The sequence below is a fragment of the Gibbsiella dentisursi genome (assembly GCF_039539505.1).
GTDB classification, from domain to species: domain Bacteria; phylum Pseudomonadota; class Gammaproteobacteria; order Enterobacterales; family Enterobacteriaceae; genus Gibbsiella; species Gibbsiella quercinecans.
The window spans coordinates 839100-858102 of sequence record NZ_BAABDG010000002.1; the positions used below are offsets into that span (position 1 = coordinate 839100).

20 protein-coding genes are annotated in these 19003 nt (G+C 58.1%); 5 read left to right on the top strand and 15 right to left on the bottom strand.

The genetic code is table 11. The annotated features are described in order from the left end of the window. Positions 1-8: 8 nt before the first annotated feature. Complete coding sequence (locus ABFX35_RS04245) at positions 9-359, bottom strand: hypothetical protein (protein ID WP_346079381.1); 351 nt, start codon at positions 357-359, stop codon at positions 9-11. Between the two features lie 302 nt (positions 360-661). On the opposite strand from ABFX35_RS04245, the gene ABFX35_RS04250 reads away from it, so the two are divergent. Beyond that, positions 662-2029 carry an APC family permease gene (locus tag ABFX35_RS04250; protein ID WP_279024896.1) on the top strand — a complete coding sequence of 456 codons (1368 nt, stop codon included), beginning with the start codon at positions 662-664 and terminating at the stop codon, positions 2027-2029. Between the two features lie 77 nt (positions 2030-2106). Here ABFX35_RS04250 and sbcB read toward each other — a convergent pair whose 3' ends face one another. From sbcB to ABFX35_RS04270, 4 genes are all read right to left on the bottom strand, one after another. Next, positions 2107-3534 carry an exodeoxyribonuclease I gene (gene sbcB, locus ABFX35_RS04255; RefSeq protein WP_279024898.1) on the bottom strand — a complete coding sequence of 476 codons (1428 nt, stop codon included), beginning with the start codon at positions 3532-3534 and terminating at the stop codon, positions 2107-2109. Between the two features lie 104 nt (positions 3535-3638). Continuing rightward, on the bottom strand, positions 3639-3842 hold the full coding sequence (locus ABFX35_RS04260) for a DNA polymerase III subunit theta (RefSeq protein WP_095845101.1): 204 nt from the start codon (positions 3840-3842) through the stop codon (positions 3639-3641). 242 nt (positions 3843-4084) lie between these two features. After that, positions 4085-4282, bottom strand: a complete 198-nt coding sequence (locus tag ABFX35_RS04265) for a hypothetical protein (protein WP_147439854.1) — start codon at positions 4280-4282, stop codon at positions 4085-4087. A gap of 449 nt (positions 4283-4731) precedes the next feature. Further along, on the bottom strand, positions 4732-5478 hold the full coding sequence (locus ABFX35_RS04270) for a S24 family peptidase (RefSeq protein ID WP_346079384.1): 747 nt from the start codon (positions 5476-5478) through the stop codon (positions 4732-4734). A 96-nt stretch (positions 5479-5574) separates the two neighbouring features. Between ABFX35_RS04270 and ABFX35_RS04275 the strand changes: the two genes are divergently transcribed. The 3 genes from ABFX35_RS04275 to tmaR all read left to right on the top strand — a co-directional run bounded on the left by ABFX35_RS04275 (position 5575) and on the right by tmaR (position 8013). Beyond that, entirely contained in the window at positions 5575-6342 is a 768-nt protein-coding gene (locus ABFX35_RS04275; protein WP_346079386.1) for an N-acetylmuramoyl-L-alanine amidase, read from the top strand. A gap of 119 nt (positions 6343-6461) precedes the next feature. Next, the gene (locus ABFX35_RS04280) at positions 6462-7532 is read left to right on the top strand and encodes an FUSC family protein (protein WP_279024907.1); all 1071 of its coding nucleotides are present in this window, start codon (positions 6462-6464) and stop codon (positions 7530-7532) included. A gap of 163 nt (positions 7533-7695) precedes the next feature. Beyond that, positions 7696-8013 carry a PTS system regulator TmaR gene (gene tmaR, locus ABFX35_RS04285; RefSeq protein WP_095845098.1) on the top strand — a complete coding sequence of 106 codons (318 nt, stop codon included), beginning with the start codon at positions 7696-7698 and terminating at the stop codon, positions 8011-8013. A gap of 72 nt (positions 8014-8085) precedes the next feature. Here tmaR and ABFX35_RS04290 read toward each other — a convergent pair whose 3' ends face one another. The 8 genes from ABFX35_RS04290 to ABFX35_RS04325 form a co-directional block, all read right to left on the bottom strand. Beyond that, complete coding sequence (locus ABFX35_RS04290; RefSeq protein ID WP_279024911.1) at positions 8086-8469, bottom strand: c-type cytochrome; 384 nt, start codon at positions 8467-8469, stop codon at positions 8086-8088. 2 nt (positions 8470-8471) lie between these two features. Next, positions 8472-8954 carry a TlpA family protein disulfide reductase gene (locus ABFX35_RS04295; protein WP_346079389.1) on the bottom strand — a complete coding sequence of 161 codons (483 nt, stop codon included), beginning with the start codon at positions 8952-8954 and terminating at the stop codon, positions 8472-8474. Continuing rightward, positions 8941-9636, bottom strand: a complete 696-nt coding sequence (locus ABFX35_RS04300; protein WP_279024915.1) for an ABC transporter ATP-binding protein — start codon at positions 9634-9636, stop codon at positions 8941-8943. Before ABFX35_RS04300 ends, ABFX35_RS04295 begins: the two co-directional genes overlap by 14 nt. A gap of 3 nt (positions 9637-9639) precedes the next feature. Further along, a complete protein-coding gene (locus ABFX35_RS04305) occupies positions 9640-10770 on the bottom strand; it encodes an ABC transporter permease (protein WP_279024917.1) in 1131 nt (376 codons plus the stop codon). Then, positions 10760-12046, bottom strand: coding sequence for an ABC transporter permease (locus tag ABFX35_RS04310; RefSeq protein ID WP_346079392.1), 1287 nt, complete (start codon positions 12044-12046; stop codon positions 10760-10762). The genes ABFX35_RS04305 and ABFX35_RS04310 overlap by 11 nt, the downstream gene beginning before the upstream one ends. Positions 12047-12048: 2 nt before the next feature. Beyond that, on the bottom strand, positions 12049-13425 hold the full coding sequence (locus ABFX35_RS04315) for a Fe-S-containing protein (protein WP_346079394.1): 1377 nt from the start codon (positions 13423-13425) through the stop codon (positions 12049-12051). Between the two features lie 69 nt (positions 13426-13494). After that, entirely contained in the window at positions 13495-14022 is a 528-nt protein-coding gene (locus ABFX35_RS04320; protein ID WP_095845091.1) for an iron transporter, read from the bottom strand. Between the two features lie 36 nt (positions 14023-14058). Beyond that, a complete protein-coding gene (locus ABFX35_RS04325; protein ID WP_346079395.1) occupies positions 14059-15978 on the bottom strand; it encodes an FTR1 family iron permease in 1920 nt (639 codons plus the stop codon). 228 nt (positions 15979-16206) lie between these two features. Between ABFX35_RS04325 and ABFX35_RS04330 the strand changes: the two genes are divergently transcribed. Next, positions 16207-17226: a malate/lactate/ureidoglycolate dehydrogenase gene (locus tag ABFX35_RS04330; RefSeq protein ID WP_346079397.1), complete on the top strand. Its 1020-nt coding sequence runs from the start codon at positions 16207-16209 to the stop codon at positions 17224-17226. Positions 17227-17284: 58 nt separating this feature from the next. Here ABFX35_RS04330 and ABFX35_RS04335 read toward each other — a convergent pair whose 3' ends face one another. Together ABFX35_RS04335 and ABFX35_RS04340 are read right to left on the bottom strand one after the other, a co-directional pair. After that, on the bottom strand, positions 17285-18169 hold the full coding sequence (locus tag ABFX35_RS04335) for an ABC transporter permease (RefSeq protein ID WP_279024926.1): 885 nt from the start codon (positions 18167-18169) through the stop codon (positions 17285-17287). After that, positions 18166-18999, bottom strand: a complete 834-nt coding sequence (locus tag ABFX35_RS04340; protein WP_095848904.1) for an ABC transporter ATP-binding protein — start codon at positions 18997-18999, stop codon at positions 18166-18168. Before ABFX35_RS04340 ends, ABFX35_RS04335 begins: the two co-directional genes overlap by 4 nt. Positions 19000-19003: the final 4 nt, after the last annotated feature.

Sequence of the window (19003 nt, forward strand, 5' to 3'; positions counted from 1 at the left end):
TTAGGTGTTTAGATGGCTAGAGACCACTTTTTTAACACAGATTTATTTTTTAGCAATAAACTAAATGGTCTAACGAAGATAAAAGTGGTTATGGTGGCGTAAAAGCCTGTTTCTCGAACGATTGGCTGCATCATCTGGGCCGGTTCCGCGGCGGCGCTGATCCAATGAGAGGATAACCAGACGAATCGTTTGCCCGTTCGGATGTTTCCCAGACGATCGGTAAAAGAATAGCGGTTGTCTGTTTTATCGATCTTGCCTTCCGGCGCTTTTTTGGTGCAAAATACGCGCCGTGCAAATAACCGACGCCTTAAAGCGTCGGTTATTTTTTTGCATTTGCGTTCTGCAACCGTGTGTTTCATTCATAGAGAGGCCGGACTGAGAGCCGGATAGATAAACTGTTTTGTGCGCGATCAACCAAAACTTCATGATCGCCACTATTGAGGAATAAGTAAGATGGGGCAATTTTTCACCTTAGCGCCGGTACCCGCCGGATCCCGCTGTGTCGGCAGCGATTATGGAGCAATTCAGGCCGCTCTGCGCTGTTATCCAGCGTCAAATCCCCCTCTTTCAGCATTGGTTCGCACGTTGCGAAGTTTCCCTGCTGCCTTAAGTCTTGGCGTGTCTACTCTGCGCAAGGTTGAAGGTCAGGGAGGGCTGAACAATGTCCGATAACATCTGCACCGCCGCACCGGTACAGCGCGCGACGCTGCGTAAATCTCTGACGTTGCTGCCTGTGGTGATGATGGGCCTGGCCTATTTGCAGCCGATGACCATCTTCGATACTTTCGGCATCGTCTCTGGCCTGACCGATGGCCACGTTGCCACCGCCTACGCTTTCGCACTGTTGGCGATTCTGTTCACGGCGGTCAGCTACGGCAAACTGGTGCGTAAGTTCCCTTCCGCCGGTTCTGCTTATACCTACGCGCAGAAGGCCATCAGCCCGCACGTGGGCTTTATGGTGGGCTGGTCATCGCTGCTGGACTATCTGTTCATGCCGATGATCAACATTCTGCTGGCGAAAATTTACCTTGAGGCGATTTTCCCAGGCGTGCCGTCGTGGATTTTTGTCGCGGCGCTGGTGGCGCTGATGACTTTCTTTAACCTGCGCGGCATTAAGCTGGTGGCTAACCTGAACGCTATCATTGTGGTTGTGCAGGTGGCGATCATGGTGGTGTTCCTGGGGCTGGTGATCAACGGTGTGTCACATGGTGAAGGGGCGGGTACCCTGGTGAGCAGCCGCCCATTCTGGGGCGAGGGCGCACACGTGGTGCCGATGATCACCGGTGCGACCATCCTCTGCTTCTCGTTCCTGGGCTTTGACGGCATCAGCTCGCTGTCTGAAGAAACCAAAGACGCGGAAAAGGTGATCCCGAAGGCGATCTTCCTGACGGCGCTGATCGGCGGCATCATCTTTATCGTGGTGTCTTACTTTGTGCAGCTGTATTTCCCGGATATTTCACGCTTTAAAGATCCGGATGCATCGCAGCCGGAAATCATGCTGTACGTGGCCGGTAAGTTCTTCCAGTCGATCATTCTGGTGTTTTCCTGCGTGACCGTGTTGGCTTCCGGCATGGCGGCGCATGCGGGCGTTTCCCGCCTGATGTACGTGATGGGCCGTGACGGTGTATTCCCATCGCGCTTCTTTGGCTATGTACACCCAACGTGGCGTACGCCGGCCTTGAATGTGCTGCTGGTGGGGGTGATTGCGCTGTCTGCCGTATCGTTTGATCTGGTGACGGCCACCGCACTGATCAACTTTGGCGCGCTGGTGGCGTTCACCTTTGTCAATCTGTCGGTGATTTCCCAGTTCTACATCCGCGAGAAACGTAACAAAACGTTGAAGGATAACTTCAACTACCTGGTGCTGCCGGTTATCGGCGCGTTGACCGTGGGTGCGCTGTGGCTGAACCTGGAAAGCAGCTCGATGACGCTGGGCCTGGTATGGGCGGCGATCGGCCTGATCTATCTGGCGTTCGTTACCCGCAGATTCCGCCTGCCGGTGCCGCAGGCGAGTGAAGATCTTGCCTGATAGCCATTGATGAAACAGCCCGGCGTGCGCCGGGCCGTATTCACGTTGCAAGGGGCCTGCTCAGCAGGCCCCTTTTGTTATTCCACCAGTTCACGGCCGTAGTCAAACAGCGCTTTCAACAGCGCCATTTTTTCCTGATCGCCCTCATACAGGTTGTATAACGCTTCCAACTGCAGCACATAGGCTTGTACCCGCTCCGGCGTCAGCACGTCCCGGCGGTGCTGTAACCAGCGCCGTTGCTCGGCGTCATCCAGCGTTTTTGGGTAGTTGCGCGCGCGGAAGCGGAACAGCAGTTCCTGCATCCGGCTGTCGTTGAAGGTTAAATCCAGCGCCGGCAGGTTTTGCGGCAGCGTTTGCTGGATAATGTTCATGGCGGCTTTGTCCGCATCGCTGAAGAAACCGTCATATAGCCGGGCATCAACGTCATCGGGCGGGGTAAACGGCGCTGCCTCGGCATACAGCGCCACCACTTTTTCCCGCACCTGAGGGTGCTGGCGCAGGGTTTGCAGGTTGTTCAGGCAGGCCTGGCGGTCAATGCCCAGCCGCTCGGCGTTGGCGGGCAGCAGCGTTTTCGCCGGCGCCAGCACCGGGCATTTGTTGATGTGCACCAGCTTGATCGGCACCGCCGCCTGGCCGTCTTCCAAGCGATCGCGCCGGGTGTAGAGCCGCTCACGCAGTTGATCGGCGTCCAGTTCCAGCAGCGGGGTGATGTCGCCGGCTAAGTCGCACATGATCACGGCGTTTTTGTTTTCCGGGTGCCAGGCCAGCGGGGCCACCCAACTGGTGTTGCCGCGTGCGGCGCCAAACATGCCGGAAACGTGCACCAGCGGCGCCATTTCCACGATATCGATCAGCGTGTTCAGCTTATGTTTGCTGCGATGCTGCAGCAGGTAATCAAACAGCCGCGGCTGCGCTTGCTTGACCAATTTTGCCATGGCGATGGTGGCGTACACATCGGACATGGCATCGTGCGCATGTTCGTGTTCAACCCCGTTGGCCTGCGTCAGGTGTTCCAGCCGGAAGCTGGGGAAGCCGTCTTCGTTCTCCGGCCAGATAATACCGTCTGGGCGCAGCGCATAGCAGGCACGCATCACATCAAGCAGATCCCAGCGTGAATTGCCGTTCTGCCAACTGTAGGCATAGGGATCATAGAAATTGCGGTAGAAGATGTTGCGGCTAACTTCATCATCGAAACGGACGTTGTTATAGCCCAGGACACAGGTATTGGGTTGGCTGAAGGCGGCATGGATCTGCCGTGCGAACTCCGCTTCGTTCAGGCCCTTGGCCAGGGCTTCCTGCGGCGTAATGCCGGTGATCATTACGGCTTCCGGCTCGGGCAGGTAGTCGTCTGATGGCGCGCAATAAATGACCAGCGGATCTTCAATGATGTTGAAGTCCATATCGGTACGTACGCCGGCAAACTGGGCCGGACGATCCAGCGCCGGGCTCTTGCCGAAGGTTTCGTAATCGTGAATGTAGAATGTGGCCGGTGCCTTGCTACTCAACGTGTTATCTCTTCAGTGGCGGAATGATTATGCGCCTATTGTAACCTCGCCATGCCTGATGCCAAGTAAAGCTTGGCGGCAATGCGCACCAGCCCAGAGAAACGTTAGCCTTCCAGCGATGGTGTAGTGCGGTATTTCTTGAGCTGCTGGTGAAAGTAACTGCGCAAATGCGCTGGAACCTGTTTCTCGGCGGTCTTCAGGTTGGATTCGTGACCATAACGTTCGTGATAGGTCACTGTCAGCGCGAGCAAATCAGCCGCTACTCTTTCATCTTCGGCCTGTGACGAGCGAACTGTGTCTTTATCCATGATATTCACCTCCCGTTGGCTAAAGGGAATCTTCCATTGTTAACGCTGAACGTTGCAATTTGACGATTGGCACCTCGTTAATGGTCAAAATATATCGCAGATGAAGAGCAAACTGCTGATGATTGTCAACCAAAACGATGAGCAAATAATGAGTATGCCTAACCACACTTTCATGTTCATGTTATTTCCTTATAACCGAAAGGCGCCATAGCGTAGCATTACCTCACTATTGCTGGCTGTTGTTAGCCAGAATGATGGGCAAACAAGGATGCCGCCTCATAATCATTCATTGAATGCGTTGTTGTTATCGTCTTATGTTGGTAGTGGTGCGTGGTTTCAAAAATATGTTGCTGAAGCATAAATAGGCTAGCAAACACTGTTAACCAAAACAAGGCACACAAGGCTAACATACACCACCAAACCCTGCTGTTGTAGCTCATTAGCGGCTCCTTGGCGAGAGATGATTTAAATTTCCTGCTAATTAAAACATAGGAAACCTCAATGCAAACTAAACATCGGTGGGAAATGCATAATCAATGCCTATCATTTTGTTACTTATCATTCACCAATGTAATCTAATATAATCTTATCTGATGTTATTTATTTTTCTTTGAAGATATGTCAATTCACGGCTAAACGGGATGATCATGATTTTTTTTCTTAATGGTTAAATTAATATTTTACTGTAACTTAGCTATATTACTTTATTGTCCGCCATTACGGGTTTTTTACCTTTTTATTTTCGCTGGAGAGGGGAAAGGGTTTGCTGTGTTATTTCCTGCGGGCATTGTTGTGAAGGAAAAAGTATAAGGCGGCTGACAAGGTGTGATGCAAACTTATCTATTTTCTTTAAACGAATGCGTTATTTAGGTGTGAACCCCCAGGGGATTCACCAGGACGACGACGACCAGAAAACCCGGCCAAGCACCACCAGTTGATCTCTGCGTTGCGCATAGCTTAGGTATTCATCCGGGTATTCCGCCTGATTGAGCGAGCGGATCAGCACGCCGCCGTCCGGTTGTTCAAGCAGCATTTTAACGCGCAGCAGGCTGCCGTGGCGAATGGCGTAGGTTTTGCCGTCGCGGATGCGAGTATCGGCGGTATTGATGCCGACCACATCGCCATCCTGCAGGCGTGGCTCCATGCTGGAGCCGCAGATGCGGATAATGCGGGCGGCATTCACCGCCACCCCCATTTTGTGCAGATAGTAACGGCGGAAGATCAGCGAAAACTCCTCGCGGTCGATCAGCTCGTAACAGCCATCACCGGCTGAAAAATCAATATCCAGCAGTGATATCTCCACAAATTCTTCTTTGTCCTGCGGGGTGTCTTCCCACACGGCGGGCTTTAACCGCGCCAACTGAAAGTCGGATTCCGTTGCCGCGTTGTCGAACGGGTGCGCCAGATGCTTTTCATGGAAAACGTCCAGCCAGCCTTTGGGCAAATCCAGGCTGGCCTCAATGCGCCGGGCCAGGTTATCGCCCAGGTTGCGGGAGAATTTTTCACCGATGATTTGGCTGAGCGTCGGCGCGGAAGAGCCCACCCGGATGGCGAACGCATTCTGGCTAACGCCCTGGCGAGCAAAGTGCCCCATCAGATCGCGCAGGTTATTGCGGCGTATTTCTTTCGTTTCCATTGCGCGATACTCTCACTCTTTAGCCAAAAGATAAATCCCACCGTGGCGAAAAAGCCAGGCCGCCGGGCCGGTATTGCCAGCGAAAAGAGGGCCTTCATGTTCAGTATCGATTACCACAGCTACCGGGCGGTAGCCAGTTTCAATCGCCGTGTTCGCTTCCTGGTGCTGCACTATACCGCGCAGAACTTTGCCGACTCGGTACAGTCTTTGACCGGCGATGCGGTCAGCGCGCATTATCTGGTGCCGGATCCGGCCGATCCCAGCTATCGGCAGGCCGGCTTTACCGATCTGCGTATTTTCAATCTGGTGGATGAAAACGATCGCGCCTGGCACGCCGGCGCCAGCCGCTGGGGCGATCGCACCAATATCAACGATAGCGCCCTCGGTATTGAGATCGTCAATCTGGCCAGCGGCGACGGTGAGGAGGCCACTTTTCCCCCGTTTCACCCAGAGCAGATTGCGGCAGTGATCCAACTGGTGCAAAACATTCTGCCGCGCTACCCCGATATTACCCCGGCCAATGTGCTCGCACACTCGGATATCGCGCCAGGGCGCAAAAGCGATCCCGGCCCGCAGTTCCCCTGGCACCAGCTTTACCAGGCGGGGATTGGCGCCTGGTACGATCGGGCCACCCAGCGGCACTATCAGCAGGACTATTGCCGCAACGGCCTGCCGGATCGGCAAGTGCTGTTGGCCTCTTTTGCCCAATACGGCTACGACATTGCCGGCGCGCAGAGCGATGAAGGTTATCGCCATTTAGTGCGCGCGTTCCAGCTCCATTTCCGCCCACAGCACTATAGCGGCGTGATGGATGTGGAAACCGCTGCAATCTTGCGGGCGCTGGTGGAAAAATACACCGGTTAACGTCATTACCCCCGGTGATATTGGCGGAGGGGAAATATCTGCCAACACAGAACTGATATACCCTGGAGTGATTCCTCCGCTAAACTATGTGCTCTTTGTTTTGGCAAGTGAGTTTCGTTGTGCGTCTGGACAGGAAAATTTCCCCCTTCGAATTACTGATTTACCGTAACCATCGCATTGTGCATGGGCTGCGGATCGCGCTGGCATTCATCCTGACCTTTTTGCTCGTCCGCCTGCTGGACGTGCCCGAGGGGTCCTGGCCGCTGATTACGCTAGTGGTGGTGATGGGGCCATTGTCGTTTTGGGGCAACGTGGTGCAGCGTGCGCTGCAGCGTATTGCGGGCACGGTGTTTGGCGCGGTTTCCGGCTTGATCGCGCTCTATCTGGAGCTGTTCTCCTTACCGATTATGCTGCTGTGGTGCGGTGTGGTGATGTTTGTCTGCGGCTACCTGACGTTAGGCAAACGGCCTTATATGGCGCTGCTGATCGGCATCACGCTGGCGGTGGTGTGCGGTGCCAGCCCGGGGGATATGTATACCGCGCTGTGGCGCAGCGGCGATGTGATCATCGGTTCGCTATTGGCGCTGTTGTTTACCAGCATCTATCCGCAGCGCGCCTACATACTTTGGCGTATGCACATGGCGGATTGCCTGGACGAAGTGGGTAAAATCTACGGCGCTTACCTGTCGCTGAACATCATCGAGCGCCCCCGTCTTGAGCTGCGGCTGAAGAAACTGCTCACCAAGGTGGTTAAGCTGCGCACGATGATCACCCCCAGCAGCAATGAAACCCATATTCCCAAACCGGTGCTTGAGGCTGTGCAAACCCTAAGCCGCAATCTGGTGTGTACGCTGGAATTGTTGGCGGATGCCTACTGGGCCTCGCGTGAGACGCACTTCATCATGCTGAATGCCAAAACCTTGCGCAGCGCGCAGTTGCTGACGCTGCGCTCGCTGGAATCCCTGGCCGACATTATGCGTAACGGCGTGCAGGAAGATGAAGAGCGTGAAGTGGCCAGTGAACTGAGCGAAATCTCCAGTGAATTGAAGGCGCTGATGCAGCAGGCAAGCACCAGCCCGCACAACGAAGCACCTATCTACGGCTACGTCTGGCTAAGTATGGAACTGGCGAAACAGCTGGAAGAGCTGGGCGATTTGCTCAAGCTTTGTACCACTCCGCTGCGAAATTAGGGGGTGAGATCATGAAGCAGGCGCTTCGGGTTTTGGTCAGGGAGCCTAAAGCGGGTAAGATAGGGAAATGACCGGTTGTGTCTGGCGGCCACTAACCTGTATCTTGGTGGCATCGTGGCCGTAAGTAAATGAATCTGTGTATTACTTAAGCAAGGGTATGAAGATGGATAATGCAAATAAGCAGAGTTTCCAGGACGTTCTGGAGTTTGTGCGTATGTTCCGCCGTAAAAATAAGCTGCAGCGTGAAATTATCGACAACGAAAAGAAAATTCGTGACAACCAGAAGCGCGTACTGTTGCTTGACAACCTGAGTCAATATATCAAGCCGGGTATGAGCATCGAAGACATTCAGGCGATCATCGCCAACATGCGTAGCGACTATGAAGATCGCGTTGATGACTACATCATCAAAAACGCCGATCTGTCGAAAGAACGCCGCGATCTGTCGAAGAAACTGAAAGCGATGGGTGAAGTGAAGTAACCCTCGCCGGCAGTCTTTGGATAGACCGCACTGAAAAAGCCCGTAGGCAACACGCCGGCGGGCTTTTTGCTTTTAGGGCGTTTGCCCGGCGTTGTCTGGCGCCGCTGGCTGGCCGCCGGGCGCGGTGACGTTGGGCGATAGCGTAATGATGTAATCGGCGAAGGCATTGATTTGCGCGTCGCTGAGCCGGGCTTTGGCGCGGCTGGCGGCATCAACGCCGCCGCCGTCGCGTAGCCGGGTCATGCCGGCGATGATTTCCTGCCGGGAAAGGCTCGTCAGCGGCGGCGCGCGGTTGAAGGCCGGTTTATCCGCCTTGCGGCCATGGCAGCCGCCGCAGTCGCGTTGATAATCCCGTGCAACGTCTGCCCGCACGTTGGGGGCCACCGGCAACAGGGTGCAAAGCAGAAGCCCTGCCACGAGCAGCGGCGAGCGGGTGGACGGCAACAACGCTTTCATGGTCAGCCTTCCTGCGCCAGGCGGCGAAAGATGTCCGCCAGTTCCTGCGGGCTGTGGGCGCCCTGATGCTGGGCGATCACCCGCCCCTGGGCATCCAGCAGGAAGGAGGTTGGGGTGCCGATGACCTGGTAACGCTCTTGGGTGATGTTAAGCTGATCGCGGATCACCGGGTAATGGATACGCCGCTGGCGTAGCAGCGCCATGATGTCCAAATCGTCCGCGTCGGTGTTAATGGCCAGCACCACCACCTTGCCTTGCCATTGTTCACTGAGCTTGCTGAGCGTTTCCATTTCCGCCAGGCAGCCGCCGCAGCTGGCTGACCAAAAGTTCAGATAGATCGGCCGCCCCTGCCATTGGCTGAGCGCCGTTGGTTTGCCTTGCAGATCGAATGCTGCCAGCGCCGGCGCCGGTTCACCGATCGCCAACTGCTCTTGTTTACAGCCGGCCAGCAGCAAGATAAGCAGAAAAAGATTAAGCCAGCGCATGGAATGGCGCCTCCTCGCTAAGGTATTTGCCGTGTTGCAGGCGGATAATGCGATCGGCAAATTCGCCCAACGCCGGATTGTGCGTCACCATCACAATGGTGCGCCCCTGGCGGTGCAGGGCCTTCAGCACGTCCAGCACGCGCTGTTCGTTTTCTTCGTCCAGGTTGCCGGTGGGCTCATCGGCGAAGATCACCGGCGGCTCATTGACCAGCGCGCGGGCAATGCACACCCGTTGCTGCTCGCCCCCGGAAAGTTGGCTGGGCAGGTGAGTCATCCGGTGTTCAAGGCCCACCTGCGCCAGCACGGCTTTGGCCGCCGCCTCATCGGTGACGCTGTGGTAGTGCTGGGCCAGCATGACGTTCTCCAGCGCATTCAGAAACGGGATCAGGTGGAACTGCTGGAACACCAGGCCGATTTTCTCGGCGCGGAAGCGGCGGCGGCCTTCTTCATCCAGCGTGGCGGCATCGGTGCCGTCCAGGAACACCTGGCCGCTGGTGGCGGTATCCAGGCAGGTAAGGATATTCATCAGCGTGGTTTTGCCCGATCCTGAAGCGCCCATGATGGCGACAAACTCCCCGCGTTGAATATGCAGGTTAATGTCGTCCAGCGCGGTTACCTGCCCGAAACGTTTGAACAGATGGCGGGTTTCAATCACCGTGTTGGGGCGTGGTGACAACGGCATAGGCTACTCTCCTTTCAGGGTCTTCGCGGGTTCAATACGCACCGCCTGGCTGACGGGAACAATGGCCGCCAGCGTGGCGATCAGTAACGACAGCACCAGCGTGATCGGGAACACCGGCAGGCGCAGTGAGATGGTGGCGTTAAACACCGTCAGGCCCAGCAGTTGCGCCAGCAGATAACCGAGCAGGCAGCCGCAAAGGATTGCCGCCAGCGCGATCAGCGCGGTTTCCGCCAGCATCTGGTAAATAATGTCGCGGTTGCGGGCGCCGAGCGCTTTCTGCAAGGCGAATTCACGCGCGCGTTCGCTGACAATCGCCATCAGCGTGGTGTTCACGCACAGGGAAGACAGCGCCAGGATCACCACCGATACCAGCCCCATCAACCCTTTGATCTTATCCAGCACCTGGCCTTCAGAGGCCGATACCTTGCGGATCGGCCGGATCTCAAGCTGCGGGTATGTTTGCTGCAGCCGCGCGGCGTAACGATCGACCTGGCCCAGATCGTTATTAACGCTCAGCAGCGCGTTGCTGATCTGCCCGCTTTTGTTAAGCCATTTTTGCGCCAGATCCAGGTTGACGATTAACATGTTGTCGGTGGCGTCGCCGGCTTCGACGATGCCCTTGATCGTCAGGCGCTGGCGTTCGCTGCCGTTGACCAGGGTAACGCTGTCGCCAAGCCGCAGGTTCAGGCGCTGGGCGAGACGCACGCCGATCATGGCGTTGCGATCGTCAAAACTGACGCCGATCCAACTGCCGCTAACCTGCCAGTAGGGCGCCAGCTTTTGCAGCGATTCAAACCACACGCCCATCAGCGCCACTTTTTCCAGCTCGGTACGCGCCATGCCGTACAGGTAGGGGCTGGCGGCGTTGATTAACCCCGGTGGCGCGGCGTCAAGTATCGGTTGCAACTGTGCTTGCGCCAGGGTATTGCCGTGGCCCGGGCCGATGTAAAAGTTGGCGCCGAAGGTGCGTAGCTCTTCGCTCATTTTGGCATTGATATCGAACCACACTGCCGACATGGCGGTAACGATGGCCGCACCCACGGTGAGGGCGGCGAACACCACGCTCACCCGCTGTAGCCGCAGGCGCAACGCGCGCCAAACCAGGCGCCAGAACATGCTGGCGTTAACGGCCATACAGCACCTCCACCGGGTAGAGCCGGGCGATACGCCGCGCCGGGAACCAGGTGCCGATCAGCGCAATCAGCACCGCAACCACCAGCACGCAGGGCACCACCACCCAGGCAAAATCAAGCGGCGCGCCAAACAACATCAGCCCGATGGCGCGCGCCAGCCCCCAGCCAGCCAGACAACCGGCCAGCCCGCCGAGCACGCCGCTCAGTGCCGCCTCCAGATAAAACAGCAGCAGGATTTGCCACTGGCGCGCGCCGAGCGCTTTCATCAGCCCGATCTCCTTCGCCCGTTCCATAATGGTGCTGGTCATCAACGACGCAATGCCCATCGCCGCCGCCAGCAAGGCCGCTGCGGTAACCACGCCCAGCAGCAGCTGGATTTTATCGATGATCACCCCTTCGGAAGCGGCCACCTGCCAGATGGGCCGCACCACGGAACCGGAAATGGCCTCTTCAAGCTGATGGGCGATCGAGGAGACGTACGCGGTGCAGTACCACAGATCGTATTCCTCGGCATTCAGCGCATCCAGGTTCTCCCGCGCCCGGCGGGACAGGGCGTTTTCCGGCACGGTCAGCGCGGAAACGCGGATTGCCTGCACTTTGCCCTGTAGCCCTAACAGATCCTGGACGATCGCCAGCGGCATCACCAGTTGGTTATCTTCATCGCCGCCGCTGGCCAGAATGCCGCTTAGCGTTACCGTGCGTTCACCACTCGGCCCATGCAACTGCAACGCGTCGCCCGGCTTCCAACCGTAATGGCGCGCCAACGCGGCGCCCGCCAGGGCCTGCAGCTTGCCCGGCGTTGCCGGCTCCGCGGGCCACTGGCCGCTAACCTGCCAGTATGGGCTGATCGTCTGCTGGCCGGTGCGATAATCTTCTTCGTCCGGCACATTCACCGGCTGAAAGAAAAACGTCCCCAGCACGCTGATGCGGTCGTTGCCCACGGTGACTTCACCGCTCAACAGCGGCGCAAAGCCGACGATATTGTTGCGCCAGAAAATGTCTTTGATTGCCGGCAGTTCGGCTTCATCGAGGAAGTCTTGCCCGTCCAGCGGGTTGCCGCTTTCGCCGGATATCGCCGGCAAAATGGCCTGGCTGGCGGGCTCGATCAGAATGTTGGCGCCGTAGGATTTCAGTTCGCGCGACATTTTATCGCCCACGTCGATAGAAACCGCCAACAGCGCCGAGATAAGCCCCGCGGCCAAAAACACCGTCAGGACCGCCAGCGCCTTGCGCCGCAGGTTGCGCCGCCAGGATTGCCACAGCATCCGCCAGAGCATGATTATTCCCCCTCCGCCGGCGCAACGAACTGCTCCGGCGCGTTACGGAAGCGGTTGTAGTTGGCTTCGGAGGCGAAGAACCAGGTTTTACCGCCGTATTGATATTTGTATTCCGCCTGCACGTTGGTTAACCGGCCGCCGTCTACCGGATCGGTGACTTGCAGCGTAACGACGGTAGAAAAGTAATTGACCCCGGCCTCCAGCGCTGCGCGTGGGATAGTGAGTTCCTGCTCGTTATTTTGCCAACCGTCGATCGGCACCGGGTTGCAGCCGCCGGCTTTGCCGATCGACGGGATAAAGATGTGAACACCGCAGGCCACGCAGACCACCTGGTTGCCTTCCATCACGTAGCCCTGATCGCCGCACAGCAGGCAGGCGTCGAAGACTACCCCCAGCCGCAGGCGATCCGGGTAGCGGTTAATCACGAAAAAGCGCACCGCTTTGCCATCGTCGGCAACCCAGACAAAGCGGTGCAGTTTGCCGTCGCGGATTTGGGCGATCGGCAGGTGCACCAGGCCGTCGGCGGCAAGTTGAACCGGCGTCGCTTCTGAGAGCCGCGGCGGCCGGGAGGCCACGTTGTCCCAGTACAACTGATTGGCAACCACAAAGGCGGCCAGCACCAACGGTGCGGCAAACAAACGCCAGCCGTTGCGCGCGCGGGCCAGCGCCAGCCGCCTGGCGACCGCCGCCTGGGTTTGCCGGGCAACCTGCCGGCGCCCCAGCGCCTGAGGCAGCCACAGCAACGCCTGCAGCAACAGCAGCGCCGCGGCCAGGTAGATCAGCAGTGGCAGATTATTGGTGACGTGGGCGACAAAGCTTAGCCGCGGCTTGGTCAGCGCCAGCGCTTGCAGTTTCATCAGCAGCAACAGGACGTTGCCGGTGAGCGGCAACAGCAGGGAAAGCACGGTAATCAGCGCCACCGGCCAGCGCAGCCAGGAGATGCGGCGGCAAAGCATGGCGGTCAACACCGCGGCCAACGCCAGGCAAAAGAAAGCCAGCACCAATGCGCTAAGGTTAATGAGCAGATCGGTGTTCAGCACGTGGGTGGTGGACAGTGCGCCAAGATTGGGGTTGTTGGCCCAATGGCGCGCGGCGCCGAAGACCAACAGCGCCTGCCAGGCATAGACCAGGCGGGCAGGGCAGCGCCACAGGCTGAGTAAAAACAGCAGCAGCGCGGCGATCTCAATTCCCGTAATGGCCAACTGCAGGGTTTGGGATTTCGGCTCGTTCAGCCCTGCCCAGCTCCCCAGCAGCAGCCCAATCAGGCTCAGCAACAGCAGCCGGCGCAGCGCCGGCCTTGGCTGGCGGCAGCCATTAAGGCCGGCGAGCAGGGCGACGCAGGCAAACGCCTGCAGAGTAACGACAAAAAAATAGTTCATGAAAACCTGGGCTCAGCATGAAGCAAAAGGGCGGCGGTGCGCCCCTGTGCGTAACCGGTTATCCTGCTGTTATTCCAGACCGACATATTTGAAGTCATAGCTGACGTCAAACGGTTTCCACCAGCGGCCAACCCCGGTTTCACTGTCGGTATGGCGGTGCATACCGGCCTTGGACGGTGGATCGATATGGTAGGTTACTTTGTAGTTGCCCACCCCCATCATTTTGATGTTGGCGCCGTAGTGCGGCCCGTCGCTGGCGACCATCGGCATGAAGGTTCCTTCCTGTTTGGCGCCGGTATCGGTGTTGACCAGCGTATAGGCGATGGTCAGGAACGGCATCCATTCGCCAGCGCCAAAGCCGTTTTTGTTGCCTTCCACCGCATGGATGTCGGCTTCCAGGTGAATATCAGCTTTGGCGGCGGGCAGCCCCATACCGCGGGGTTCCATATCAATCGGCTGCAGGTAAACGGCGGCGATTTCCATTTCATTGATCTTCACGGCTTCGCCGGCCGGGTACTCTTTGAAGGCGAAAGCGGCGGGCGCAGTGAAGACGCTGGTGATTATGGCGCCGGCGATCAGGCTTTTGTTGATGCTCATTCACTCATCCTCTTGGTTTAACGGTTGTGTGGTTCATTACATGGGTGGTAAAGCGGTATTGCGGCGCCGCATGATCCACAGAGCGACCAGCGCGGCCAGCACCAGCACCGCCTGCGGCAACAGCGTTTCGACATAGGGGTAGACGCCCAGCCAACCAATCTCCGGCCATCCCGGCAGCAGGGTCGGCTGGAACAACTTGCCTTCCACCAGTTCTAAAATGCCTTTACCGGCAAAGATAAAGGCCATCAAATACATGAACGAGCCGGTAAACATGAAGAACGGCTTCAGCGGCAGTTTGAGCACGGTGTAGCGCATGATGAACCAGGCCAGCAGCAGGATAATGCAACCCAGCACGAACCCGGCCAGCACGGCCGCATGGCCGGTGACCGTCTGGGCATCCCCCAGCAAGGCATAGTAGAACAGCACGGTTTCCGCCCCTTCGCGGTACACGGCCAGGAAGCTGGTCAGCCACAGGCCAAGCAGCGAGCCGCTGGTCAGCGCGTGCGACAGTTTGCCTTCCAGGTAGGCTTTCCAGTGGCGCGCTTCCACCTTGGACAGCAGCCAGTAGCTCATGAAGAACAGCATCACCACGGCGATCAGCATGGTGATGCCTTCCAGCAGCTCGCGGCTGGCCCCCGAATTGGTAAACAGCCACTGGAACAGCAGCGCGGTCACCACGCTGCAGGCCAGAGCCGCCCACACCGACTGGCGGATCATCGGCAGTTTGTCATGCTGTTGGTTTTTAATCAGATAGGCGACGATGGCGGCGACGATCAGCAGCGCTTCCATCCCTTCGCGCACGATAATCAGCAGGCTGTACACCAGCAGGCTCCACGGGCTTTCGCCGCTTTGGCCGATCAGCGCCACCGCCTGGGCCAGATCTTGCTGCAGTGCATCGGCTTCCGCGTTTATCTGCGCGGCGGCCTGGCCGGATTTCATCAGGCTGACCAGGCGGGTAAAGTGGCCCTCCAGCATGGTTTTGAAGGCGGCGTCGCGCGAACCGATTTTGTTTTCCATGCCGCTGGCTTCGAAGTGATCGAAGTAGGCGTCCTGAATGGCCAGAATGGCATCCTGTGCCTGCCCGGCGCGGTATTGTTGAATCGCCGCCTGCACGCTTTGGTTAATGCTGGCGGCCACTGCGCTCCAGTCCGCCGAGGCGTTGGCATCAGCATCCGATGCGGGCTGGCCGGCGGGGCCCGGTGCGGCCACCGCCTGATCGGCGCGGGTGGTGGGCAGCCCAGGCAGTATATCTTCCAGGGTTTGCAGCAGTTCGGTGGTGCGGTAGCCCAGTTCACTCAACTGGTCTGGCTGGTTGCTCAGCACAATCAACGCGGTAAATTGCTGATTGATGCCGGCGGCCGTTTGCGAAGCGCGGTTCTGCCGGATCGACATTTCCATTTCTGAATTTTTAAAGCCCTGAAAATGTGCCTGCTGGATGCTTTTGGCCGCCGCGGCGCGGTCGCCGGCCTGATATTGGCTGATGGCCTGGGCCAGCAGATCGTCTATGGTTTTAAAACTCTGCTGCCAGTAAAGCGCGATGGCCTGGTTGTCATAGGCGCCATGCTGCTGTTCGGCCACTAACTGGTGGCCGCCGTCCAGCACGGCTTCAACGCCGCTAAGCTCGCTTTTCAGCCAGTCGATTTTTGCCTGCACTTCCGGCTGCGGTTTCCCTTCGCCGATCATGCGGCGGATATCGCCAAAGGCGGCTTCCATCTGATAGCTTTTTTGCGCCGAGATATTAATGCGAATCGGGCCTTCAAGATTTTCAAACACTTCAAAATACGCCATTTGCACTTCGCGGCGGGCGTCATTGGCTTGCTGGTTTTGGTAAAGTGCGGCGGTTTTGTCCAGGCGGGATTGAATGTCGTTGATATAAGGCGCATAGCCAGAAGCTGACCATACACCCGCGCTGCTCAGTACGCTGAGGAGGATGAGCAGAAAACGTATTATGGGCATTAGGGGCACACACCATTAGCGTGTTAATGATAATCGTTATTGTTATCATTTATTGGTATGGCGTTACATTGACCTGGATCATAAGTTGAGTTTTTAGCCATCAGCGGGATCAGAAAAGGGGCGGCGACCGGGCGTCATTAGCACAAAAACGGCATTGCTTATGCGAAAGGCATAGTTAGCGCTCGATAAACGCAGTAATAAGCTAGCGCCTTTTACAGGGGGATCACTATGCCGACTTTTTCTGCGCCTTTTTTGCGTGACTATGTCGCGGCCCGTTTGGGCGAGAAGGGCGTTAATCAGGCAACCGCCGAACAGGTGGCTGAAAATTTAGTGGAGGCGTGCCTTAAGGGGCACGATTCGCACGGGGTCAGTATGTTGCCGCGCTATCTGGAAGCCATTGCTGAGGGAGGGCTTAACCCCGCAGCGAGCGCCGAGTTGCTGCAAGACAACGGGGCGCTTTTGGCGTTTGACGGCCAGCACGGTTTTGGCCAGGTGGTGGGCCGCCAGGCGGCAGCGGCGGGCATTGCGCGCGCCGCACAGTTGGGGGTGGCGGTGGTGGGGTTGGCCAATGCCCATCATCTGGGGCGGATTGGCGCCTTTGCGGAGCAGGCGGCGCAAGCCGGCCTGGTTTCGCTGCACTTCGCCAACGTCAACAGCCGGGCAATTGTGATGCCCTGGCAAGGGCAGTATTCGCGATTGGGCACCAACCCATTCTGCGCGGGTATTCCACAGGCCGAAGGGGCGCCGGTGATCCTGGATTTCGCCACCAGCGCGATTGCCGGCAACAAGGCGCGCATTGCCTGGAACGCCGGCAAGCAGGTGGAGCCGGGCTGCATCGTTGACGATGCCGGCCAGCCGACGCAGGATCCGCGTTGGGTGGTGCAGCCGCCGTTGGGCGCGCTGCTGCCGTTCGGCAAACATAAAGGATCCGGCCTGGCGCTGGTCTGTTCTCTGCTGGGGGCGGCGCTGACCGGCGGTATCACCGAGCGCCATGTTGCACCAGGCAAAAAACGCATCATCAACAGTATGCTGTCGATTTATATCGATTCGGATCGTTTGGGGGGCGCCGAGAGTTGGCGGCAGGAAGTGCCGGCATTGCTGGCCTGGGTACGCAGTTCGCGTGATGACGGCGAACTGCTCTTGCCGGGCGATGCCGAACGCAACGCCTATCAGCATCGTCTGCAACATGGCATTGAGGTGGACGAGGTGAGCTGGCAACAGTTGCAGGCTCTGGCGCCTGCGCTCTGATATATCACGCAACCCGCCTGCCGGCCATCACCGCAGGCGGGTTGCAGTTGCGCTAAGCCTAGCGCTGCATTCCCCAGCGTTTCACCGTTATCCGCTCCAGCGTGGCGAACACCAGGCTTTCCACCAGCAGGCCGATGATAATCACCGAAGCCAGGCCGGCAAACACCCGATCGGTAAACAATTCATTGCGGTTTTGGAAGATATACCACCCCAGGCCACCTGCGCCGCTGGAGGCGCCGAATACCAGCTCGGCGGCGATCAGCGTGCGCCAGGCGAAGGCCCAACCGATCTTCAGGCCGGCCAGGATCGAGGGCAACGCCGCCGGGATCAAAATATGCCAGACATAGCGTAATCCGCTCAGGCCGTAGTTGCGGCCGGCCATGCGCAGCGTTTCGGAAACCGACATAAAGCCCGACCAGGTGGTGAGCGCCATCGGCCACAGTACGGAATGAACCAGCACGAAAATCAGGCTCTTCTCCCCCAGGCCAAACCATAGCAGCGCCAACGGCAACAGGGCGATCGCGGGCAGCGGGTTGAGCATTGAGGTCAACATGCTAAGCAAGTCGCGCCCTAAGCGGGTGGAAACTGCCAGCGCGCTCAGCGTCAGCGCCAATAGGCTGCCAATTGCATAGCCTTTCAGCAAGGTGCCGAGTGAAATGGCAATTTTAGCCGGCAGTTCGCCGCTGAGCATATCATCAACAAAGGCGTGCAGCGTTTGGGTAAAGCTGGGCAGCATCAGATCGTTTTGCTGCCACTGCGCCGCCCCTTGCCACAGCAGCAGCAAGGCCGCCAGCAGCACGCTTTTACGTAGCCAGGTTTGGTTCCATAGCCGTGTGGCAAGCGGCAACGGGCGTTCAAGCGGCAGGTTGTGCAGCGGCGTCAGTTCACGCTGGTATTCGGGCCGGATCGGCGGCGTCAGGGTTTCAGGGCTTGGTGTGGTCATTGCAAAGCACTCGCGGTTAGCGGCAACAGTGGGCGCGGCGCCGGCTGCGGCGCGGAAGGTTCAGGTGTAAACAGCAGATCGTGGATCTGCCGCGCGGCATGCTGGAAGGGTTCGCTGCCGCTGTCGTGCAGGGCGAACTGGTGGCTGTTCAACTCGGCACGCACCCGCCCTGGGTGCGGTGATAGCAGCAAAATGCGGCTGCCCACTACCAGCGCTTCTTCGATCGAATGGGTGACGAACAGCAGCGTGAAGCGCTCGTCTTCCCATAGGGCCAGCAACTCTTCCTGCATTTTGCGCCGCGTCAACGCGTCCAGTGCGGCGAAGGGTTCATCCATCAACAGAATTTTCGGCTGCATGGTCAAGGCTCGGGCAATCGCCACGCGCTGCTTCATGCCGCCGGACAAGGTGTGGGGAAACGCATCGGCAAAGCCGGCAAGCCCCACCTTATCCAAAAAGTGCAGCGCCCGCTCGCGCGCTTCGGCGCGGGTGGCCTTGCGGCTGGCCAGCAGTGGGAACAGGGTATTTTCCAGCACGGTTTTCCACGGCGGCAACTGGTCAAACTCCTGAAATACCATCATGCGATCGGGGCCGGGCTGCACCACCGGTTTGCCGTCGAGCTGGATCTCACCGTTGACCGGCGGTAAAAAGCCGCCGATGGCTTTCAGCAGGCTGGATTTACCGCAGCCGGAAGGCCCGAGCAAAATAAAGCGATCGGCGGGCCAGACGTCGAAGCTGACATCGTGGGTGGCGCGCACCTGGCGATGGCGGGTGCGGTATTCCAGCCCAACGCTGCGGACTTGCAACAGCGGGTTTTGGCTTGAGTGAGTCATGGTG